We start from the raw sequence: 17,130 nt of genomic DNA, 5'->3' as shown, positions 1-17,130 counted from the left end.
AGACGCAGACATGAGCGGACGACATGAGTTGACCTTCAAACGATTCGACGCCGTCGGTGCCCACCAGCAACGCGAGGTGGTCTCGCAGATCCACCGGGACGCCTATGCCGAGCGGATCGCGACCGGCGAGGCCTTCGCTAGCGACGAGGCATTCATGACGCGCTTTGACGCCTATACGCAGCGGGAAGGCTTCGACCTGGTGATGGCCTACGACGGTGACGAGCCGGTCGGCCAGGCGTGGGGTTGGCCCCTCACCTCAGGCACTCGGTGGTGGGACGGGTTAGAGGCCGAGCCGGAGCCGGGCTTCACCGTCGAGGACGGCACGCGCACCTTCGCATTCTCAGAGATCATGGTGCGGCGGGTGTGGACAGGGCAAGGCATCGCGCACGCTCTGCACGACGACCTCCTTGCCAACCGCCAGGAGCAGCGGGCCACACTGCTGGTACGGCCGGACAACACCGCGGCCTACACCTCCTACACCCGGTGGGGATGGCGACCGGTCGCCCGCCTCCGCCCGGGCTGGCCCGATGCGCCGAAGATGGACGTGATGTTGCTCGATCTGACCAGGTAATAGTGCCCTGGCCAGAATGGCTCGCCACGGCATGCGACGGCTCGACCGCGACGCTGGCTGGGCTGAGGGAAAAGCTTGCCGTGCACCGCAAAGTGCCAATCGTCGGGGATTTCCTCGAGCTCACCGCGTGAACCACCCGGTCCTCGGTGACGTAGCCGCGTACGCGGGCCCGACTGGATCGTTCGCGGGATATAGCGCGCTGACCGCGGGAGATTACGCGAGCTCGTGGCCGAATCGCCGTTGTGGTTGCGGATCAGCTCAGGTGGCTCGGCCGCTTCGCCGTACTGGCTCTCCGCGAGAGGGTGACCCTCCAGTAGCGGAAGAAGTGCGAGTCGTGGAGGCGGACAGGTCGAGCGGGGTATCGGATGCGACGGCTCGGGTTGCGAGCCACTCGAGATGCTCGCGGGTTCCTGGACGCTGTTGAGTAGTCCGTCGTGTGAATGCCGCAGGGTCCCGGCGCAACTCCAGCAGATTGATGTCCTGCCAGAGCGCTGGCCTCAGGTCAGGGTCGGCAGCTAGTAGCGCTGCCTCGCTGAGGGCCCACGATGTGCGAGTCTTCGGCCGGTTGAGTTCCTTGTAGTCCGACAGCGCCCCTCCGACTTCTGCTGCCAGCGAGCGACTGCGCCTGAGCGCGTGACTGACGTCTCGTCGGTCTCGCCGGGCGATGACCATCAGCGCTTCGAAGGCGTCGAGTATTGCCTGGACGAGGGGCGCCATGTCGCCCACGGTCGGGGCGATCGCGTTGAGTGTCTTGAATGGTGCAGCGTCCTGAGGAGTCGGCGTCCAGAGTGGGTTGGCGTAGAGCAGTCGGCCCAGGCCTACGGTCACGAGTGTGAGGTGTTGCTGACGCACCGAGGGGTTGGCGGGCTTTAGCGCGAGGTTCCCTTGCCAGGTCCGGCGTAGCGCTTTCCACTCGGCGTGTGCCTGTTCCATGCCGTCGGTCGAGCGTCGCAGGGCCTTGCTCAGGTCGGATTTGAGGTCAGTCAGGTCGCAGGCCCGGCGAGTGAGCTGGGTGAGGATCCTGGCGGAGACGTGCGTGATGATCGAGCAAGCGAGAGCCGTACGTTGCCACTCCCATGGGCCGGACTCGCTCTCTCGGTGGCACAGGGTCCGTAGGGCCTCGGCGCTGGTGGAGATCCCCGCGCGTAGCTCGGTTGGAGGCTTCGGTTCCTGCCAGCTCGGCGGTGGCGCGACGGTGTGGTTCAACGGGAGGGTTCGTATCACCGGCGGCCCGCTCCGTACCGGAACGTCACGTTGTGGAAGCGAGTCCAGCAGATGGCCTGCTGCTTGAATGTCGAGCGCGCGGGCGAGGGCAGTGCGTTTCAGGATCGCCGAGACCGCCTGTGCGTGATCGGTGACCGCGGCGAGGAGTTGGTCCTGGGCCTGGCGGTCGGCTAGGACGGCCACCCAGTCAGAACGAGGGCCGCTGTCGAGAAGTGGGAGATGGGTGGCGAGGAGATCTCCGGCGGCACCCCAGGCAGTCGCGGCCGCTGCTAGGTGCAGCGGAACCGGGTGAGGCCCTGCGGCTGGAGACGGTTCCCAGCGGCCTAGCAGGTCGGAAGCGCGACGGAGTTGAGCAGCAACGTCGTCCGCATCGGCGAAGTCCTGGGCGCAGCGGGCCAAGGTCAGGGTCAACCGCCGGCCGGCCTGGAAGGTCTCCGCCGAGATAGCGTGGTCGAGGTCGGCTTGAGCATGCCGGGTTGCGATGTCCAGATGCTTTCGGGCGCCGTCGATGAAGTCGCCGAAGGTGGCGGTCATGGTGCGAGCAGGTCCCTGATCTGGGCGGCGCGCGCCGCCGCGTTGAGCAGGGCAAGACGCTGGTCCACATCGGTGTGACGCTCGGCGGCGGTCAGTAGCACCTCGCAGAGCAGGCCTCCGAGACTGCTGATCTGCTCGAGCTCGGGTACGCCGCCAGCTCTGTTGGCCGTAGGAATCGACGCGTTCGCACGAGGGCTGAGCTCGGCCAAGCCGTCGAGCGCTTCCTGATGAAGGAGCGCGTACGAAGCGTGCAACTCGGGAGGTCCCGTCTCCTCCGCCAGCTCCATCGATGCGGCGATGACGATGAACGCGTTTTGCGCGGCCTCGAGTGCGGCACCCCCAGAGCCTTGGTGCTCTTTGAGGTTTGCGTAGGTATCGCCGATCATTGCTGGTCCTCCTCAGGAAGGGTTCGCGCAAGCGTGTCGTCGGGCGTGTCCGCGGCATGCAGGTCTGCTGGTGTCATCCACCACTGCAGAGGGGCGGGTTCAATGTCCACCTCGCGAGATTCGATGTGTTCTTCCTCAGTGCATTGGTAGAAGGGGCCGCGTGCCCCTAGGAGGACGGGCAGTTGGTGATCGAGGTGGTCGCGGTACCAGACGCCCATCCCGGTGCCGGCTTCCAGCCGCAATGCTTCCCACGAGTGCCAGAGTGCGGTCAGGCGGGAGATTGCCTCGGCGTGCTTCCACCATTGGGCGCACCAGCGGAATTCGCCGCCGAGCGGACGCCGGTAGATCAGGATGAAGCGCTCGGTCACCCAGTCTTCGACGCATGAGTACACCGGTTCGGTCATCCTGCTGCTCCTTCAGTGATCAGGCGTTCGAGCCTTTCGCGGCATGCTTGGATCCGGTCGGCGTCGCGGCTGCGATACCAGGGGAGTAGCGAGATCAAGGCGGGCCGACCGCCGGTAGCCAGGAGTAGTGCGCTGCCTGGCGATAGGGCACGGATCGCCGCCGGTTCGAGGATGTCCTGTCTGCGGAGCGAGATCTGCTCGGAGGCACGTCCGTCGGCGTACGACACGGAACGCACGGGGACATCGTGCTGGCCGACCAAAGTGGCGAGGTCGCGAGCCAGGCGAGGGGAGTCGACGCCCGCGCCGATCACCTTGCGAGTCGCCGCGCCCCAGATGGCGGCCATTCCGGCCTCGCCCCACACCGTCACGCCTTGTTCGTAGGACTGGAGGATGGTCACCGGCACGATGCCGCGCGAGCCGAGATGGCTGTAGAGCTCGGGCAGGTCGGCGATGCGGCAGATGTTGGCCGCCTCGTCCAGGGAGACGACCATCGGTGGGTCGAGCCGCCCGCCCATCCGCTCGGCTCGCCGCTCCGCGGCCCGCATCGTGCAGTCGGTGAGCGCAGCAATGAGCGGCGACGCCGCGGAGCGTGACTTGGACAGCAGATACAGAGTGTCGCTTCCGCAGGCGAAGTCGTCCGGGTCGAAGACCGGTAGAGACGATGGCGTCACCCAGGCGATGATCGCCTCATCGCGTAGCGCCTTGGTCGCGGTTCGGGCCGTCTGGTAGATGCCGTCCCGCGTTTCGACCGCGCCGTTCTGCGCGCCGCGCAGCGACGACGCAAGCAGCGTGAACCCGGCTGCTTCCAGCAGGTCGACAGGAGTCGGGACGGACGGCGTGTCCAGCCACTTGGCGACGTCACGCAATGTGCGACCAGATGAAGCGGCCGCGAGGAACAGCGCGCACAGCAGGTCCTGAGCGGCCGGACCCCAGAGATCCCGTTTCTGGCCGTCGGCGACGGTGAGGACGAAATGACCTGCCAGGCGGTGGGCGTCTTCCACGGTGGTCAGATCGCGGAGCGGGTCCCACCACCAGGCCTGCTCCTGGTAGGTGACGTGTTGCGGGTCGAACAGCCATACGGCGCCGTTCGCGGCTCGCAATGCGGCGGTCGCCGCCCATAGGTCGGCTTTGTTCGACGTCGCGATGACCGGCCCGGGGGCTGCGAGCACGTAGGGAATGCTCAGGCAGGTGGTCTTCCCCGAGCGGGGCGCCATGAAGGCGAGGATCGTGTCCTCCCACGATGCGTACAAGGTCGGTCCGTCGTGCATGAGGTCTCCAAGTGGCAGCCCGATGTCGCAGGACGCCACTGGTTCCCCCAACGTGGGACGCAGCTCGCGGGCCTTCTTCGCAGCAGCATCCGGCTTCAACGGAGCAAGCCCGGGATTGTCGGCGAGAGCCGCAACCGGATCCAGGGGATCAGGCGTCCTGCGGGTGATCAGCCACCACACGGCCACGACAACGGCCAGCATCATGCTGATGAGCAGCACGGCCACCGTGACAACCGCCGGTGTCGGCGTCCCCGGCCAGGCGGCAGCCGTACGGCCCTCGGCGACGTCGAAAACGAAGTCAGTACCGAAGTCGCTCACCCGGCCGCCGAACACGCGACTTGCCACCCAGGCGGCGATCCAGATGAGGCCGAAGACGGCGACCGCACCCCATCCGACCAGCAGCAGCGCCCATCCGCCGATCGAGCCATGCGGCGTGAAGCCGGCTCGCGGTCCCACGGCCCGGGTCATCGGATCGCCTGGTCGGTGTCGTAGAGCTCGTGCTCGATTCCCACGAGGGAGAGCTCAACCGGGATGCCGAGCCGGTCTCCGGTCTTGATGAGGTACTTGCCTCTGCCCGGGTGGCGTGCTCCCGGCTGCCATGAATCGGGCGCCGACCAGGAGGCCACCAGCTCTTGCTCGGGCTTGGTCAGTCGCGTGATCTCGCTGACGCGGGCAAGCTCGCGCGGGGGTAGCCCTGCGAGCACGGTGATGGCGCTGCGGTCGATGAAGCCGCGCGCTTTGGCCCGGTCCTCCTCGGTCGGGAGTGCCTCGAGGTCTGCGAGTGAGTGGGTGATCATGATGGAGGCCATGCCTTTGGCGCGGTTGAGCCGGGTGAGGCTGTCGGCGTACTCGACCAGGCCGGGCGCTCCGCGTAGTGCTCGCCACAGCTCGTCCATCACGCCGAGGTAGGAGCGTCGCTCGCCTGCGGTGCTGTCGACCATCGCGAAGCCGTACGCCCAGGTGCAGAGCATCGCGGCGGTGAGGAGTTTGTCGCTCCCTGCTCCCACGCTGGAGATGTCGACGGACACTGCTGGCGCGGTCAGGTCGATGGGCCGGGTGGTCGGCCCGTCGAAGACGCCCGCGAGCGAGCCCGTGCACAGCAGTTCGAGCGTGAAGACCAGGTCGCTGACACGCTCGCGATATCGCTCGGGCCGGTCCGTACGCGCGGCCGACCGCAGGGCTTCCGGTCCTTCTTCCAGTACGGCGAGCACGTCGGGAACGGTGGGCGTCGCCAGGCGCTCGTCGAGCAGGTCGATCGCTCGGCCGAGGATCACCTCTTCGGCGTTGGAGATCGGCGCCTCGCGGACCAGCGTGCAGAGCGCCATCAGCAGGGAGAGTCGTCGGCCTCGCATCTCCCAGCGCATCCGTTCCGCCTCGGCTCCGCGGAGGTTTCGTACGGCGCCGCCGAGCGGGCCGGCGTCCAGGGGGTTGATGCGGTCGAGGCCTCTGCCGACGCGGATCACCTGCCCACCGACGTGTTCGACGAGCATGGTGTAGTCGGGTTTGGTGTCGCCGAGGATGAGCGCGGTCGAGCCAGTTGCGATGGCCCCGATGATGAGGCGCTTGACCAGGGTGGATTTGCCGGTGCCCGGCTGGCCGAGGACGAAGACCCCGGGATTGGTGACGAGACCGGCCCGGAGCCAGGCCAGCGGGTCGAGACAGACGACCTCGCCGAATAGCTGATGGCGGCCGATCGGTGTGCCGATGGCGGGGGAGCCCGAGCCGGCGACGAACGGGAACAGGCCGCATGCCTGCGTGGTGGTCGCCTGGAACTCGGCTCCGGCCTCGACGTGTACGGCCCGCCCGCCGTGCGGCTCCCGCCAACCCCAGGCCGGTGCGAGGGACGCTTTCACCAGGACCTCCTTGCCAGCTCGGCAGGGCATACGCCGCAAGGCAGGGTGGTGGCGAATCCGGCGGACTGGCTGCCCCACAGGCGGCGCAGGCGGATACGCGAGGCCTCGGCCGCGGCTTCTGTAGCCGCGACTGCGCGCGGCAGGTCGCTGGAGTCAGTCACCGTGGTGGTGACGTACATCGTCACGAGCGTCACTCCGGCGCCGGTGGCCTCCTCTGCTGCGGCCTGGCGGGCGCGCGCCTGGTCGTAGGCGTCGCGGGCGGTTTCGTCTCGGCCGGTGCGGCGGCGGTAGTGCTCACGGAACGCGGCGGCGTTCACTTCTTCCTCGAGCACGCGGTTCGCTTCGGTCGCCGGGAGCGGCCGGTATTGCACGCTCACCCGTTTGGGGAAGGGGCCCGGTGCGACCAGGCGGCTCAGCACATCAGCGGGGACGTTCTGGCGTGGCGCTTCATGCCAGGCCCAGCTGACGCTGGTGCCACTGTCATGTTCGTAGTGGTCGGCGTGTTCCTGCGCGCCTACCGGGCCTGCGTCTGCCCAGCTGAGGTCGTCGGATCTGGCGGCGTCGCCGTTGGTTGATGAGATGCACCGCCGCCTCGGGTGCCGCTGGAGACAGTACCTGGCCGATGGTGTCGGACAGCGCGGAGCCGGACTCGGGGGCGGTGTCGATGGTGACGGTGACCCAGCGGATCGTCGGCATGTGCCCGAGCGAGGCCAGCCAGCCACCCCAGTTGGCGACCCAGGCGTCGGCATCGGTTCGCTCGGCGAGCCAGGTCGACGCTGGTGACACGGTGAGCGTCGCCGTGAACAGTCCGGCCCGACGGTCCCAGACGATGCCGTACTGCCGGCCGAAGCCATCCTCCCCTGACAACAATCGTGTGGAGGCCAGCACGCCAGGCAAATGGAAGGCGCGCGAGTGAGCGACGATCACCCCCGCGCGGTAGTCCGTGTGACCATGCGCTTTGCCGTACGACCAACGGACTCGGCGGACCATGATGTGCGCGATTGGCACGCCACTCACCCGAATCAGAACCAGTGCCCCGGCCAGTACGGCAGGCGGCCCGGTGTAGAGCGCCGCGTGCGGATCGATCGAGACCGCTAGGACCAGAGCGGTGATCGAGCCCAGCGCGACGAAGGTGCCTGTCGTTCCCAGGCCGATCAGGCCGAGACCACGTCGCCGTCGCCAGCCGCCGTAGGTGCGCACGTCCGTCATCGCTGGCGGTCCTCTCGTATGGAGCCCGCCGCGGTATTCGCTCCGCTGGCCAGGCCGCTGACCACGGTCGCTGCCGCGGCTCCCGCCGGCCCCGCGACTGAGCCGGCCTTCGCGGCGCCGGCCATGGCTGAGCCTGACGCGTTCGTCGTAGTCGGAGCTGTGGGGGAGGAGGCACCCGGAGGAGCAGGCGACGAAGCACTGGCTCCTTTCCCTCCACCCAGTTGTCCGGACAGGAAGCTGGCATGGCTGCTCGCGCCGGCCGACCCCGATCCAGAGGTACGGAAAGCGCCCACCGCCATCGCGCCTGTGACGCTCGCGCCGAGGATGCCGCCACCGCTGCCAGCCGCCGCGAGCGAGCCCGTCGTCCAGGTGAAGAACTTCATCAGAACCGGCAGTGCGATCAGCGAAAGGAGCATCATCGCGAAACCCATAAGCGTCGTCCGCGGATCCTTGCCCTCGCCGATCATCGTGAACGTTGTCGCGTACACGGCCGCAGCAGCCGGTTTGTAGAAAATGAGGGCGAGCATCCAGCCGGTCAGCTTGCGGAACCAGGGCTTGGTGAGCGCGGTCATCGTGCCGGCAGCGGCGAGGGGGAGTAGCCCGGCGAGGACGACGAGCGCCGCCTCGCGGAAGAGCATGAGCACGGCCTGGATGGCGCCGACCAGGATCGCGATGATGCCGAGCACGATCACGACGCCGGGGGCGGCGGCGTTCAAGCTGAGGATCTCGGTCAGGCGCTTACCGAAGCCGCCCTGTGCGGACATGTCGAGCACCCAGTTGGACCACGCATCGCCGGCTTTGACGAGCATCGAGGCGGTGAGCACCCCGATTGTCGAGGTGACCGCCATGATGACCAGGCCTGAGCCGACATCGACGAGCGGGCTTGCCTTGCGGGTCAGCGCCATCTTGCCGCCCGCGCTGATCAGGCCGAGTACGGCTACCGCTGCTGCGATCGGCAAGGTCCATTGGTGAAGGCGATCGACGGCGGACTCACCTGCGATGTCGGGGGAGGGCACCCTCACCCACCAGGAGACGGTGTTGCCGACCACCCAGGCGACGCCGTCCTGGATGGCCTTGGCGATCTCACCGAGCACCCCGCTGGCGGCGCCCTCGACCATCTTGCCCACGACATATTCGCTGACCGAGCAGGATGGAGAGATCAAGCTGTCGCATGACATGGGGATCACCCTTCGAAGCGGGTGTAGCCGTCGAGAGACTTGAGCTCGGTGGCCGCATTGCCCCAGTCACCGCCGAGCGGCGCCACCACGCGCCAGTCGCCGTCCTGCCAGACGACCTGCACTCGAGTCGTGGCACGGACAGTGGTTCCTCGCGGGTCGGGCCCGGCACTGACGATGTCCACGGTGGCCGCATCAGGGGTGTAGGTTTGCCAGCGGTAGGCCTCCTCTTCCACGAAAGCTTTGCCGAGCGGGCTGCCCGGAGGAAGTCCGGCCTCCTGCCTGCTTTCCTCGTATTGGGTGCGCGATTTTTCGAGAAGCTGGTCGGCGTCGGGGCCGGTCACCTGCTCGGTGATGGTCGGCTCGAACACCGCTGGGCCCCAGTGCGAGCTTGCCCGCACGGCGATGTGCAGCGCGGCGAGGAGAGCACCCTGTTGTGTGTGGGCGAAGCCTTCGGCTCGGTCATTGTCGAGTGTCCGCGGGCCATCGGTGCTCGACAGCGGTAGCCGTATGCCGTGGAAATCCTGCCACGTCAGCCGTGGTTGCGGTGCCGGGGGTGGGGTCTGGGTCGCGCATCCGGCCACCAGAGCGAGCGCGAGAAGAATGACCCTCACCGCAGGAACATCCCGACGATGCCGGACGCGGTCGCGGCCAGGCTCAGCCCGCCGAGCACCCACGGGATGCCGGACGCTCCATCGGCCGCGAATGAGGAGCGGTTCTTCCGGCCGATGGCCATCTGTGCGCCGCAGATGAACAGGCCGGCAACGCCGGCGACGATCACTCCCCACTTGGCCCAGGCGAGGATCGTATTGATCGGCTTGTCGAGGCCTGGCGGTGCGAGCGGTCGGGGATTCGGGACCGGAACCGCTTGAGCCATGTCGAGAACTGCGCTGATCAGCATTAGGTGCGCTCCCCGCTGTCGTCCCGTCTCGGACAGTTGCATTACGTAGCGTGATCGTCACGCTACGTGGGTACGTTCCAGAGCGCAAGCAGTCTCAAACGGCTGCATCCAACTTCAAGCATTCACAAGGCGCGCTATCGCAGTCGCGTGGGGGAGACTTATCCAGGGGACCGCTGACTACAAGGAGTGACCGATGACCGAGCCGCTCGGCCGTGATCCGGACGTGCTGACCACCAAGGAGCTCGCTTCCAAGCTAGGACTGTCTGCTCAGACTGTCCGGCGGATGGCGAACGCCGGTCAGATTCCGGCGCTGCGGACCGGCAAGGACTATCGGTACTCCTGGAGCGCGGTGCTCGACGTGCTGCGACAGCCCCATCCGATCGCGGGGGGCACGGAACATGAACAGACCAATCCAGGTGCCGGACGACTTGCAACACAGCACGCCCGGGAGCGGGCGCAGGAGCTCTGAGCCTGGCCGTTCCCGGTGACCACGCGGCTGATCGTGGCAGCCGTGTGCGTTGCGATCGGATTGCCCCTCGGGCTGATCCTCGGGTTCACGGCAATGGGGGGCTCGTCGGGCTGCGGTCGTGGCCGGCCGGAGGGCATCCCACCTGACTACCTGCATCTGTATCGGCAGGCCGGGGATGCTTACGGCATCCCGTGGGCGGTGCTGGCAGGGGTAGGGAAGGCCGAGAGCGACCACGGGCGTGGTGCCGCTGTGGGGATCCGCGCTGGTGCCAACGCCGCGGGCGCGATGGGGCCGATGCAGTTCCTCGGCTCGACCTGGCTGTCTTACGGCGTAGACGGTAATGGCGACGGCCAAGTCGATGTCTACGATCCGGCTGACGCGATTCCCTCGGCGGCGCGGTACCTGAAGGCGAGCGGTGCACCAGCCGATCTGTATCGCGCGATCTGGCGTTACAACCATGCGGACTGGTACGTGCGTCGTGTGCTCGGGTTCGCCCGCGAGTATTCATCCGAGCCTGTGGGGGAGGAGTTCTGCTCGTTCCCTGTCATGCCTGGTGCCGTCGCGGGGCGGGTCATGGCGTATGCGCGGATGCAACTCGGCAAGCCGTACGCGTGGGGTGCTGAGGGGCCAGGCTCATTCGACTGCTCCGGCCTGACGATGCGTGCTTATCAGTACGCCGGGATCGCCATTCCGCGCGTGGCCGCTGATCAGTGGCGTCGTGGTCCGTCGATTGCTCGTGGTCAGGAGCAGGCAGGCGACCTGGTCTTCATGCATCCGCAGTCCGCAGGGCCCGGGCATGTCGGTGTGGTCGTCGGGGCCGGTCAGATGATTCACGCGCCGCGTACCGGCGACGTGGTGCGGTACGCGTCTTACGCCTCTCGTTCTGACGTGGTCGGATTCACTCGGCCGGCTAGCTACTTGGAGAAGAGATGAAGGTCCTAACGCTGGCGGAGTTGCAGCATCTACCGGCCACCATCGACCTGCTCACGGCCGCTCGAGCTCTTGGCATCGGCCGGACCAAGGCGTATGAGCTGGCTAAGAAGGGCGACTTCCCGTGCCGAATCATCCGCGTAGGCGTGGCCTACCTGGTCCCAACGGCAGAGTTGCTGAAGCTACTCGGGATTGACCTGCCGATGTCGACCTCGTTGTAGCGCGTAAAGAGAACAACTTCCCTGGTGGAACCGGCGAGAACGGCGAGACAGGCGGTGTCGACCTCGACCGGCACGGTCGCGAGGGAAGTCGGCTGGAAACGCTGCTATTTCGTTGCGTTGTCTGCGGTCACCGTCCGGGTTACGTTCACATCGGTGCCCCGTAGGTTCGACGAGTTCAGCGAGGTGCGGAGTGGCACGAGGTTCTGGTTCGTCGGGGTCCTACCGTGACCGGGAAGCCGAACAGCGCAGGCAACAACGCGCGGACGAGCAGGACCGGCAGAGGCGAGAACGGATACGCAAGGCGCGCGAGCGGGAGCGCCTCCAGGTGGAGGCGACAGCGCGGGACACCGAGGCGGCTGACCGAACTCGCCAGGTCGAAGCGCGCATCGACGAACTCGAGGGCATCTTGCGCTCCTCCCTCCACCGGGATCCGAGCGTCCGCATCGACTCGCTACGTCGCCGACCAGAAGTCCCGCCTCTCGCTCTGGGCCGATTAGCGACTTCTGAACCGTCACCCTCATGGGAGACGTTCGCGCCGGCTCCTCCAGGGCCGCTGATGAAACGACTGGGAGGTGCTCAGCGGTATGAGGCCGCCCTACGGCAAGCCGAGGCCGACTTCGCCCGGGCACAAGCCGATCACCAGCGCCGCGAAACCCAGCGGCAGAAGCAGGTAATCGACGCCCGCCGCTCTCACCAGCAAACGGTTGACGAAGCTGAGCGATCGGCCGCGACGTACAACGCCCACCTCGATGCGGTGGAGACGGGGCTGCAGTCCGGAGATCGCCACGCGGTCAGCAAGTACATGGACTTGGTCTTGCGTGCCTCCCCATATCCGCACGATTTCCCTGTCGAGCGGAAGTCGGGCTACGTCCCAGAGTCATCACTGCTCGCCGTTGAGTGGTACCTGCCTCCACCGGACGTCGTTCCTGAGACGCGGCTCTACAAGCACATCAAGACGCGCAAGGTTGTCGAGCCGGTGCCGCGCCAGACGCAGGAGATCGGTCAGATCTACCAACGCGTCATAGCGCAGATCGCCCTCCGCACCCTCCGTGAGGTGTTTGACGCCGATCCCGGTCGGCTGATCACCACGATTGTGTTCAACGGCCGTGTCCACGCTGTCGATCCCGTAACAGGCCAGCGCATAGAGCCACACCTGATCACCATGCGGGCGACCAGAGATCAGTTCGCCGCACTGGTACTCGACGAGCCAAAATTCAAGCCTGTCGAATGTATCCGTCGGCACTTTTTCGCAGACGTATCTCCACACCCCGACGAGCTCATCCCCGTCGAGCCGGTCATGCCTTTCAGCATGGCCGACCCCCGGATCGTCGACCCAGTCGACATCATCTCCGGCATCGATAAACGCCCCAACCTGCTCGACCTCACCCCCAAGGAATTCGAAGCGTTCATCCAGAACCTATTCACCAAAATGGGCTTCGACACCAAGCTCTATCAGGCCCGCGGCGATGGCGGCGTCGACTGCGTGGCCTACGATCCGCATCCGATCAAGGGCGGGAAGTTCATCGTGCAAGCGAAGCTCTACACGAAAACCGTGGAACCCACGCACGTTCGTGACCTGTGGGGCACCGTCCAGCACGAGGGTGCGACCAAGGGGATCATGATCACGACGTCCGGGTATGGGCCTGATAGCTACAAGTTCGCCAATGGGAAACCCCTCAACCTCATCGACGGTGCCGGACTGCTTTCCCTATGTCACCAACACGACATCCCCGCACGGATCGTTCCCCGCGGAAAGAAGAAGCCTTGAGACAGCATTAGGCGCAATGTGGCGCCTACATGGGCGACCTGGCGCGAAAAATGGGGTTCAGGTGACCGCACCCCGTAACTCGTCACGACACGAGAGCTGCTTTGCCGTACTGCACGGCGCACCCCATGTTCGCCCCGAGGCTCGCGCTTGTCCGGCCAAGCGATCAGAGCATCGGGATGATGATCGGGCGTCGCATGCTGATGCCCGGATTGTGGGGTGACTGGGGTGGGGTGCCCATCCCGCCCGCCATCGACCCAGGCGAGCCCAGCAGCCCGTCTCCGCCGCCGCAAGCCCGGCTGTGACCGTTGGCGTCCAATGATCACCTGCGGACCGGCCCGGCCTCGAAGAGCGCGTCCATGCCGCGGCCGACCGCCGCCAAGCCGAACACATGCCCCACCGCGGCGCCGACTGGGGCCCGATGCTGACCGCCGCCGGCTTCACCATAGAGGGCGAACGCACTATCGCCGTCAACATCGAAGGTGACCGCAGCGAGGCAATCGGCTGCTACGCCGTCGGCGTCGTGCAGCGCATCCGCAGCGTCATCGCCGACAGGCTCACCCCCGAAGACCTCGCTGCGCTCGACCAACTCCTCGACACCAGCAGCCCGCACAGCATCCTGCGCCGCGATGACCTGACGGTACGCACCGAACGCCCTGTCAGGGCCGCCCGGCGCGCCTGACACCGAGCACGGGGGTGCCACGTCCGGCGCGGTCACGCGGAACCAGGCCGTCGCATCCGCGTGACGCAAGGGCGCTCTCACAAATGGACGGCCCGCCCGTCGAGGCACTGCCGGCCGCCGCGGCTGGAGAAGGCGCTGAAGCTGGCGTACGACATCTAGGAGGCCGCCACCGACCAGGAGGTCATCCTCACCGTCCACGAACTCAAGCGCCTCGCCCGCAACGCCGCCGAGCTGATGACCCTCTCCGGCCAGCTCCAGGACGCCGGCGTCCAGCTCGAACTCCTCACCGGCCCGCTCACCGGCATCTACGACCCCAACGGCATGGGCGCGATGTTCTTCGCCGTGCTCGCCGTCGCCGCGCAGTTCGACCGCAACTACATCCGCGAGAAAACCCTGGAGGGCCAGCAGACCGCCGCCGCCAAGGGTAACCACGGCGGACGCCCCAAGGTCATCGGCGACGACATGCTCACCTTCGCCGTCGCCCTGAAGAACAAGGGCGTCCCCGTCCCCGACATCGCGAAGAAGCTCACCATCAAGACGGGCAAGAACGCGGGGCGCCACCCCTCGGTTGCTTCGCTGTACCGGGCGCTCGCCGAAGCCGAGGAAGCCGCCGCGTCCGAAGGTGCACACGTCGGCCCCCGCCGCCCGGTCCGTGCCCACATCACCGGTCCCGGCAGCGGCACTGACCCGGAACGGATGGAACGGCTCACCACACAGGTCCTCGACGGCGACAGCGTGCTGGACAATCTGGCCCGCCAGTCCGAGGACGGTTCCCATGACGTGGTCGCCCAGCTGCTCGCACAGGCCCGGAACGGAGACACCCAGTGATCCCATGCCGCCCACCGCTGGAAGGGCCCCGGTGCTGCCACCGAACTCGCCGATGACGACGCGATCGACAGTGCCGAGTAGCCGGGAGGCTCAGGACTTCAAGATCAACTCGTCGCCCCTTTGACGGGCATCTCGGCGATACCCCTACAGCAGGGTGCGTTCAGCGGCTGCTGACGATCGCTCCAGAGCCAAGAGGATCTCACCAAGCCCGTCACGGGCGCATGCCAAGAAGCCGACTCACGTCACGAACGTGTTCGCGACGTGAAGGCCCAGGTCAGCACGATCCACACATAAAGATCGTTTGGCAAACTCGACGACTACTCCGACCATCCGTGGACCGCAGAAGAGGTCGCTAACGACACAGCGGTGGACGGTCTGCGCTTCTTCGACTTCAGGACCCACCACGAACGGACCACGCTCCCTCAGTAGTGAAGGCACACAAAGGAGATCACCGGAGCCTGCGCCGTGCCCGTTGCGTGCCCGTACGGTCGGCCAGCAGCGGGGAATCACGGGGACCCACGGTCACTCGACCCACCTATGCCCAGGTCAGCGTTTTTGCAGCTCAGCATGCATGCTGTTGGAAGACTTCCCAAGCTGACAGCGCGGGTTCGATTCCCGTCACCCGCTCCACGAGCGAGGGCCCAGGTCAGGGAACATTTCCCAACCCGGGCTTTGATTGTTGTTGGGGCTGTTTCTCACTCGCGTGCCAGATCAGTTGATCTTGGCTTCGGCGAGGGGCGGATCATCCCGGTCGCCATGCTTCGCACCGAGTCCTTGTCTGACGATCTCGCCCCTTGCGTCAGCGATCGCACGATCCCTGTCCTTGGCAGCCTGCAGTGGTTCAGTCCTGGAGGGACTGTATGGACGTCAATGGACAGACCCGTCCTGGATGAGTACCGGTGTGTCGGAGTCGGCTGGGGTTACGAGGAGGTACCTCTGCTGGTCTCGGCTTGCGTTGGAGGGCGTGAGGGCTTCTCGCAGGGGGCCGATCGCTTGTGCGATTTGGGCACCGGCGATGTTGGTTGTGAAGGTGGCCAGTTGCTGCTTGTGCCCGAAGGGCGGGGTGCGCGAGGTCACCAGCCAGAGTGTGTAGGTCTTGCCGGGCGACAGGCCGGAGGCGGCGATCTCCAGGGTGTCCAGCGCTCCCATGGCGTTGACCGAGACGGTCGCGTGCGCCTGTTGCCCGCCCGGCGGGGCGATCATGGTCAGGTGGTCGGCTTTGGCTGCTGAGCCCAAGGGCTGGAGGTTGTCCGTACCCTCGCCCGGGGGCACGGCGCGGGGAACGTAGGTCAGCGCCATTGGTTGCTGCCCGACCGGAATGGTAGAGATGATCTTGTTGGTCAGCGTGTCGATCGCCGTCACCGCGTCCTGGTTCTCCAGGCCAACGTAGACGCGCGTTCCGTCACCCGACCCCCATACGCCGTGCGGCAGGTTGCCGACCGGGATCGTGGCGATCTGCTTGGGGTTCGCGCCGTTCCGTTGATAGACCTTGACGTTGTTCTCCCCGCCGACGCTCACGTAGGCGAATTTGCCGTTGACGTTGTCCACGAGCGTCACGTGGTTGGTGATGGGGCCGGTGTTGACGGTGGTGAGGATGCGGAAGGGCGGCTCCGCGCTCATCACCTGGGTTTTGCCGGAGTCCTTGAGGGTGAACCACACTTCTTTGCCGTCGCGGCTCACCGACAGGTTGGGCGAGAACGGGCTGGCTTGTGGGACCCGGGCGATGACCTGGTAGGTCCGGGTGTCCACGACGTTCACCTGCGGTGTGAAGCTGGAGGGCACGTAGGCGTACGGCGCGGAGGGGTGGAACAGCACCATGCCGGGGCCGTTGGCCGTGGTCACGCGGCGCTTTTCCCTCATCTGCACTGGGTCGATCACCGAGACGTAGTTCTGGCCGCGCACGGTCGCCCAGACCTCCTTGCCATCAGGAGTAAAGAACGCCTCGTGCGGCGACCGCCCGATGTAGACCACGCCCTTGACCTTGTTGGTGGCCGTGTCGATCAAGGTGACCGAATTGGAGGCAATGGAGACCACCGCCAGAGTGCGCAGATCGCGGGAGAACCCCATCCCGTGGACGAGCAACTGGCCCTTGTAGAGCGGGCTCAGGGCCCCGGGAACGGTGTCACCGAGACGGATGACGCCGAGCAGCTTGTTCGTGGCGGGGTTGATCACGGAGACAGTGTTGGAGGTCTGGTCGGAGGTATACACCCGGTCTTCCCCGGAGACCGCGGCCGTCGGGCCCGTCGCGGTCCCGCCCGGCCCGGAATCCTGCGGGGACGTGGGAGCGCCGGGCCGCGGCGCGCTGGTCGCAGGTGGAAGTGTGGCGATATGTCGCCGCATGACCTCGATCTCTTGCTGCTGGGTCACGGCAATTTCCTGGGCCAGGCGACGCAGGACGGGGTCTTTGCCGTAGGTCAGCTCGGCTCTGGCCATATCGACGGCACCCTGATGGTGCGGGATCATCATGGCTGCGAAATCTCGATCAGGGTCACCGGTCATCCGCGCACCCATCATGCCCTTGTTCATTTTTTCCATACTTTTCGCCATATCTTCGGCAAATGGCGAATCTTTTCGGTGAGAGGAGTGACTATTCTCGCCGCATGCGACCGCGCCTAAGAGGCAGGATACGGTCGCCCCGAAAACACAGAACCGCTTCATTATGCTCGTCATACCAAACTCACCCGAGTCGGATTGACGTACCAATAATCGA

The 17,130-nt window shown here is 66.4% G+C and carries 18 protein-coding genes; 7 read left to right on the top strand and 11 right to left on the bottom strand.

What is annotated here, in order from left to right; all coding sequences use genetic code 11:
- The first annotated feature begins 10 nt into the window (after positions 1-10).
- Complete coding sequence (locus Pmi06nite_RS39670; protein WP_203958405.1) at positions 11-571, top strand: GNAT family N-acetyltransferase; 561 nt, start codon at positions 11-13, stop codon at positions 569-571.
- 258 nt (positions 572-829) lie between these two features.
- Here Pmi06nite_RS39670 and Pmi06nite_RS39665 read toward each other — a convergent pair whose 3' ends face one another.
- From Pmi06nite_RS39665 to Pmi06nite_RS39625, 10 genes are all read right to left on the bottom strand, one after another.
- Positions 830-2,329 (bottom strand): hypothetical protein, encoded by a 1,500-nt coding sequence (locus Pmi06nite_RS39665; RefSeq protein WP_203958404.1) that lies wholly within the window; start codon positions 2,327-2,329, stop codon positions 830-832.
- The gene (locus Pmi06nite_RS39660) at positions 2,326-2,715 is read right to left on the bottom strand and encodes a hypothetical protein (protein WP_203958403.1); all 390 of its coding nucleotides are present in this window, start codon (positions 2,713-2,715) and stop codon (positions 2,326-2,328) included. The genes Pmi06nite_RS39665 and Pmi06nite_RS39660 overlap by 4 nt, the downstream gene beginning before the upstream one ends.
- Complete coding sequence (locus Pmi06nite_RS39655) at positions 2,712-3,119, bottom strand: DUF4913 domain-containing protein (protein WP_203958402.1); 408 nt, start codon at positions 3,117-3,119, stop codon at positions 2,712-2,714. The genes Pmi06nite_RS39660 and Pmi06nite_RS39655 overlap by 4 nt, the downstream gene beginning before the upstream one ends.
- Positions 3,116-4,855 carry a type IV secretory system conjugative DNA transfer family protein gene (locus Pmi06nite_RS39650; RefSeq protein WP_203958401.1) on the bottom strand — a complete coding sequence of 580 codons (1,740 nt, stop codon included), beginning with the start codon at positions 4,853-4,855 and terminating at the stop codon, positions 3,116-3,118. Before Pmi06nite_RS39650 ends, Pmi06nite_RS39655 begins: the two co-directional genes overlap by 4 nt.
- A complete protein-coding gene (locus Pmi06nite_RS39645) occupies positions 4,852-6,240 on the bottom strand; it encodes a putative type IV secretion/conjugal transfer ATPase (protein ID WP_239114526.1) in 1,389 nt (462 codons plus the stop codon). The genes Pmi06nite_RS39650 and Pmi06nite_RS39645 overlap by 4 nt, the downstream gene beginning before the upstream one ends.
- Complete coding sequence (locus Pmi06nite_RS42395) at positions 6,237-6,821, bottom strand: SCO6880 family protein (protein WP_373317364.1); 585 nt, start codon at positions 6,819-6,821, stop codon at positions 6,237-6,239. Before Pmi06nite_RS42395 ends, Pmi06nite_RS39645 begins: the two co-directional genes overlap by 4 nt.
- The gene (locus Pmi06nite_RS42390; protein WP_239114524.1) at positions 6,721-7,449 is read right to left on the bottom strand and encodes an SCO6880 family protein; all 729 of its coding nucleotides are present in this window, start codon (positions 7,447-7,449) and stop codon (positions 6,721-6,723) included. Before Pmi06nite_RS42390 ends, Pmi06nite_RS42395 begins: the two co-directional genes overlap by 101 nt.
- Positions 7,446-8,567 carry a TrbL/VirB6 family protein gene (locus tag Pmi06nite_RS39635; RefSeq protein WP_505882957.1) on the bottom strand — a complete coding sequence of 374 codons (1,122 nt, stop codon included), beginning with the start codon at positions 8,565-8,567 and terminating at the stop codon, positions 7,446-7,448. Before Pmi06nite_RS39635 ends, Pmi06nite_RS42390 begins: the two co-directional genes overlap by 4 nt.
- 65 nt (positions 8,568-8,632) lie before the next feature.
- Positions 8,633-9,238, bottom strand: a complete 606-nt coding sequence (locus Pmi06nite_RS39630) for a DUF8175 domain-containg protein (protein WP_203958399.1) — start codon at positions 9,236-9,238, stop codon at positions 8,633-8,635.
- On the bottom strand, positions 9,235-9,525 hold the full coding sequence (locus tag Pmi06nite_RS39625; RefSeq protein WP_203958398.1) for a hypothetical protein: 291 nt from the start codon (positions 9,523-9,525) through the stop codon (positions 9,235-9,237). The genes Pmi06nite_RS39630 and Pmi06nite_RS39625 overlap by 4 nt, the downstream gene beginning before the upstream one ends.
- A 193-nt stretch (positions 9,526-9,718) precedes the next feature.
- Between Pmi06nite_RS39625 and Pmi06nite_RS39620 the strand changes: the two genes are divergently transcribed.
- The 6 genes from Pmi06nite_RS39620 (at position 9,719) to Pmi06nite_RS39595 (ending at position 14,420) form a co-directional block, all read left to right on the top strand.
- Positions 9,719-9,994, top strand: coding sequence for a helix-turn-helix domain-containing protein (locus Pmi06nite_RS39620; protein ID WP_203958397.1), 276 nt, complete (start codon positions 9,719-9,721; stop codon positions 9,992-9,994).
- A gap of 15 nt (positions 9,995-10,009) precedes the next feature.
- Entirely contained in the window at positions 10,010-10,927 is a 918-nt protein-coding gene (locus Pmi06nite_RS39615; protein ID WP_203958396.1) for a C40 family peptidase, read from the top strand.
- Positions 10,924-11,145 carry a helix-turn-helix domain-containing protein gene (locus tag Pmi06nite_RS39610; RefSeq protein ID WP_203958395.1) on the top strand — a complete coding sequence of 74 codons (222 nt, stop codon included), beginning with the start codon at positions 10,924-10,926 and terminating at the stop codon, positions 11,143-11,145. The genes Pmi06nite_RS39615 and Pmi06nite_RS39610 overlap by 4 nt, the downstream gene beginning before the upstream one ends.
- Before the next feature lie 556 nt (positions 11,146-11,701).
- Positions 11,702-12,913, top strand: coding sequence for a restriction endonuclease (locus Pmi06nite_RS39605; protein WP_203958394.1), 1,212 nt, complete (start codon positions 11,702-11,704; stop codon positions 12,911-12,913).
- A 418-nt stretch (positions 12,914-13,331) separates the two neighbouring features.
- Positions 13,332-13,592: a hypothetical protein gene (locus tag Pmi06nite_RS39600; protein ID WP_203958393.1), complete on the top strand. Its 261-nt coding sequence runs from the start codon at positions 13,332-13,334 to the stop codon at positions 13,590-13,592.
- A gap of 183 nt (positions 13,593-13,775) precedes the next feature.
- On the top strand, positions 13,776-14,420 hold the full coding sequence (locus Pmi06nite_RS39595) for a recombinase family protein (protein ID WP_203958426.1): 645 nt from the start codon (positions 13,776-13,778) through the stop codon (positions 14,418-14,420).
- An 867-nt stretch (positions 14,421-15,287) separates the two neighbouring features.
- Here the strand turns inward: Pmi06nite_RS39595 and Pmi06nite_RS39590 are convergent.
- On the bottom strand, positions 15,288-17,078 hold the full coding sequence (locus tag Pmi06nite_RS39590; protein ID WP_275409655.1) for a DUF305 domain-containing protein: 1,791 nt from the start codon (positions 17,076-17,078) through the stop codon (positions 15,288-15,290).
- Positions 17,079-17,130 lie beyond the last annotated feature (52 nt).

This window comes from Planotetraspora mira, assembly GCF_016863275.1.
Taxonomy (GTDB): domain Bacteria; phylum Actinomycetota; class Actinomycetes; order Streptosporangiales; family Streptosporangiaceae; genus Planotetraspora; species Planotetraspora mira.
This window is presented reverse-complemented; position numbering and strand designations above follow the sequence as displayed.

Bases quoted from the DNA above. Each gene is read 5' to 3' on its own strand.
- Pmi06nite_RS39670 (WP_203958405.1), top strand. From the start codon at position 11: ATGAGCGGACGACATGAGTTGACCTTCAAACGATTCGACGCCGTCGGT.
- Pmi06nite_RS39665 (WP_203958404.1), bottom strand. From the start codon at position 2,329: ATGACCGCCACCTTCGGCGACTTCATCGACGGCGCCCGAAAGCATCTG.
- Pmi06nite_RS39660 (WP_203958403.1), bottom strand. From the start codon at position 2,715: ATGATCGGCGATACCTACGCAAACCTCAAAGAGCACCAAGGCTCTGGG.
- Pmi06nite_RS39655 (WP_203958402.1), bottom strand. From the start codon at position 3,119: ATGACCGAACCGGTGTACTCATGCGTCGAAGACTGGGTGACCGAGCGC.
- Pmi06nite_RS39650 (WP_203958401.1), bottom strand. From the start codon at position 4,855: ATGACCCGGGCCGTGGGACCGCGAGCCGGCTTCACGCCGCATGGCTCG.
- Pmi06nite_RS42390 (WP_239114524.1), bottom strand. From the start codon at position 7,449: ATGACGGACGTGCGCACCTACGGCGGCTGGCGACGGCGACGTGGTCTC.
- Pmi06nite_RS39635 (WP_505882957.1), bottom strand. From the start codon at position 8,567: ATGGTCGAGGGCGCCGCCAGCGGGGTGCTCGGTGAGATCGCCAAGGCC.
- Pmi06nite_RS39625 (WP_203958398.1), bottom strand. From the start codon at position 9,525: ATGCTGATCAGCGCAGTTCTCGACATGGCTCAAGCGGTTCCGGTCCCG.
- Pmi06nite_RS39620 (WP_203958397.1), top strand. From the start codon at position 9,719: ATGACCGAGCCGCTCGGCCGTGATCCGGACGTGCTGACCACCAAGGAG.
- Pmi06nite_RS39610 (WP_203958395.1), top strand. From the start codon at position 10,924: ATGAAGGTCCTAACGCTGGCGGAGTTGCAGCATCTACCGGCCACCATC.
- Pmi06nite_RS39605 (WP_203958394.1), top strand. From the start codon at position 11,702: ATGAAACGACTGGGAGGTGCTCAGCGGTATGAGGCCGCCCTACGGCAA.
- Pmi06nite_RS39600 (WP_203958393.1), top strand. From the start codon at position 13,332: ATGCTGACCGCCGCCGGCTTCACCATAGAGGGCGAACGCACTATCGCC.
- Pmi06nite_RS39590 (WP_275409655.1), bottom strand. From the start codon at position 17,078: ATGAAGCGGTTCTGTGTTTTCGGGGCGACCGTATCCTGCCTCTTAGGC.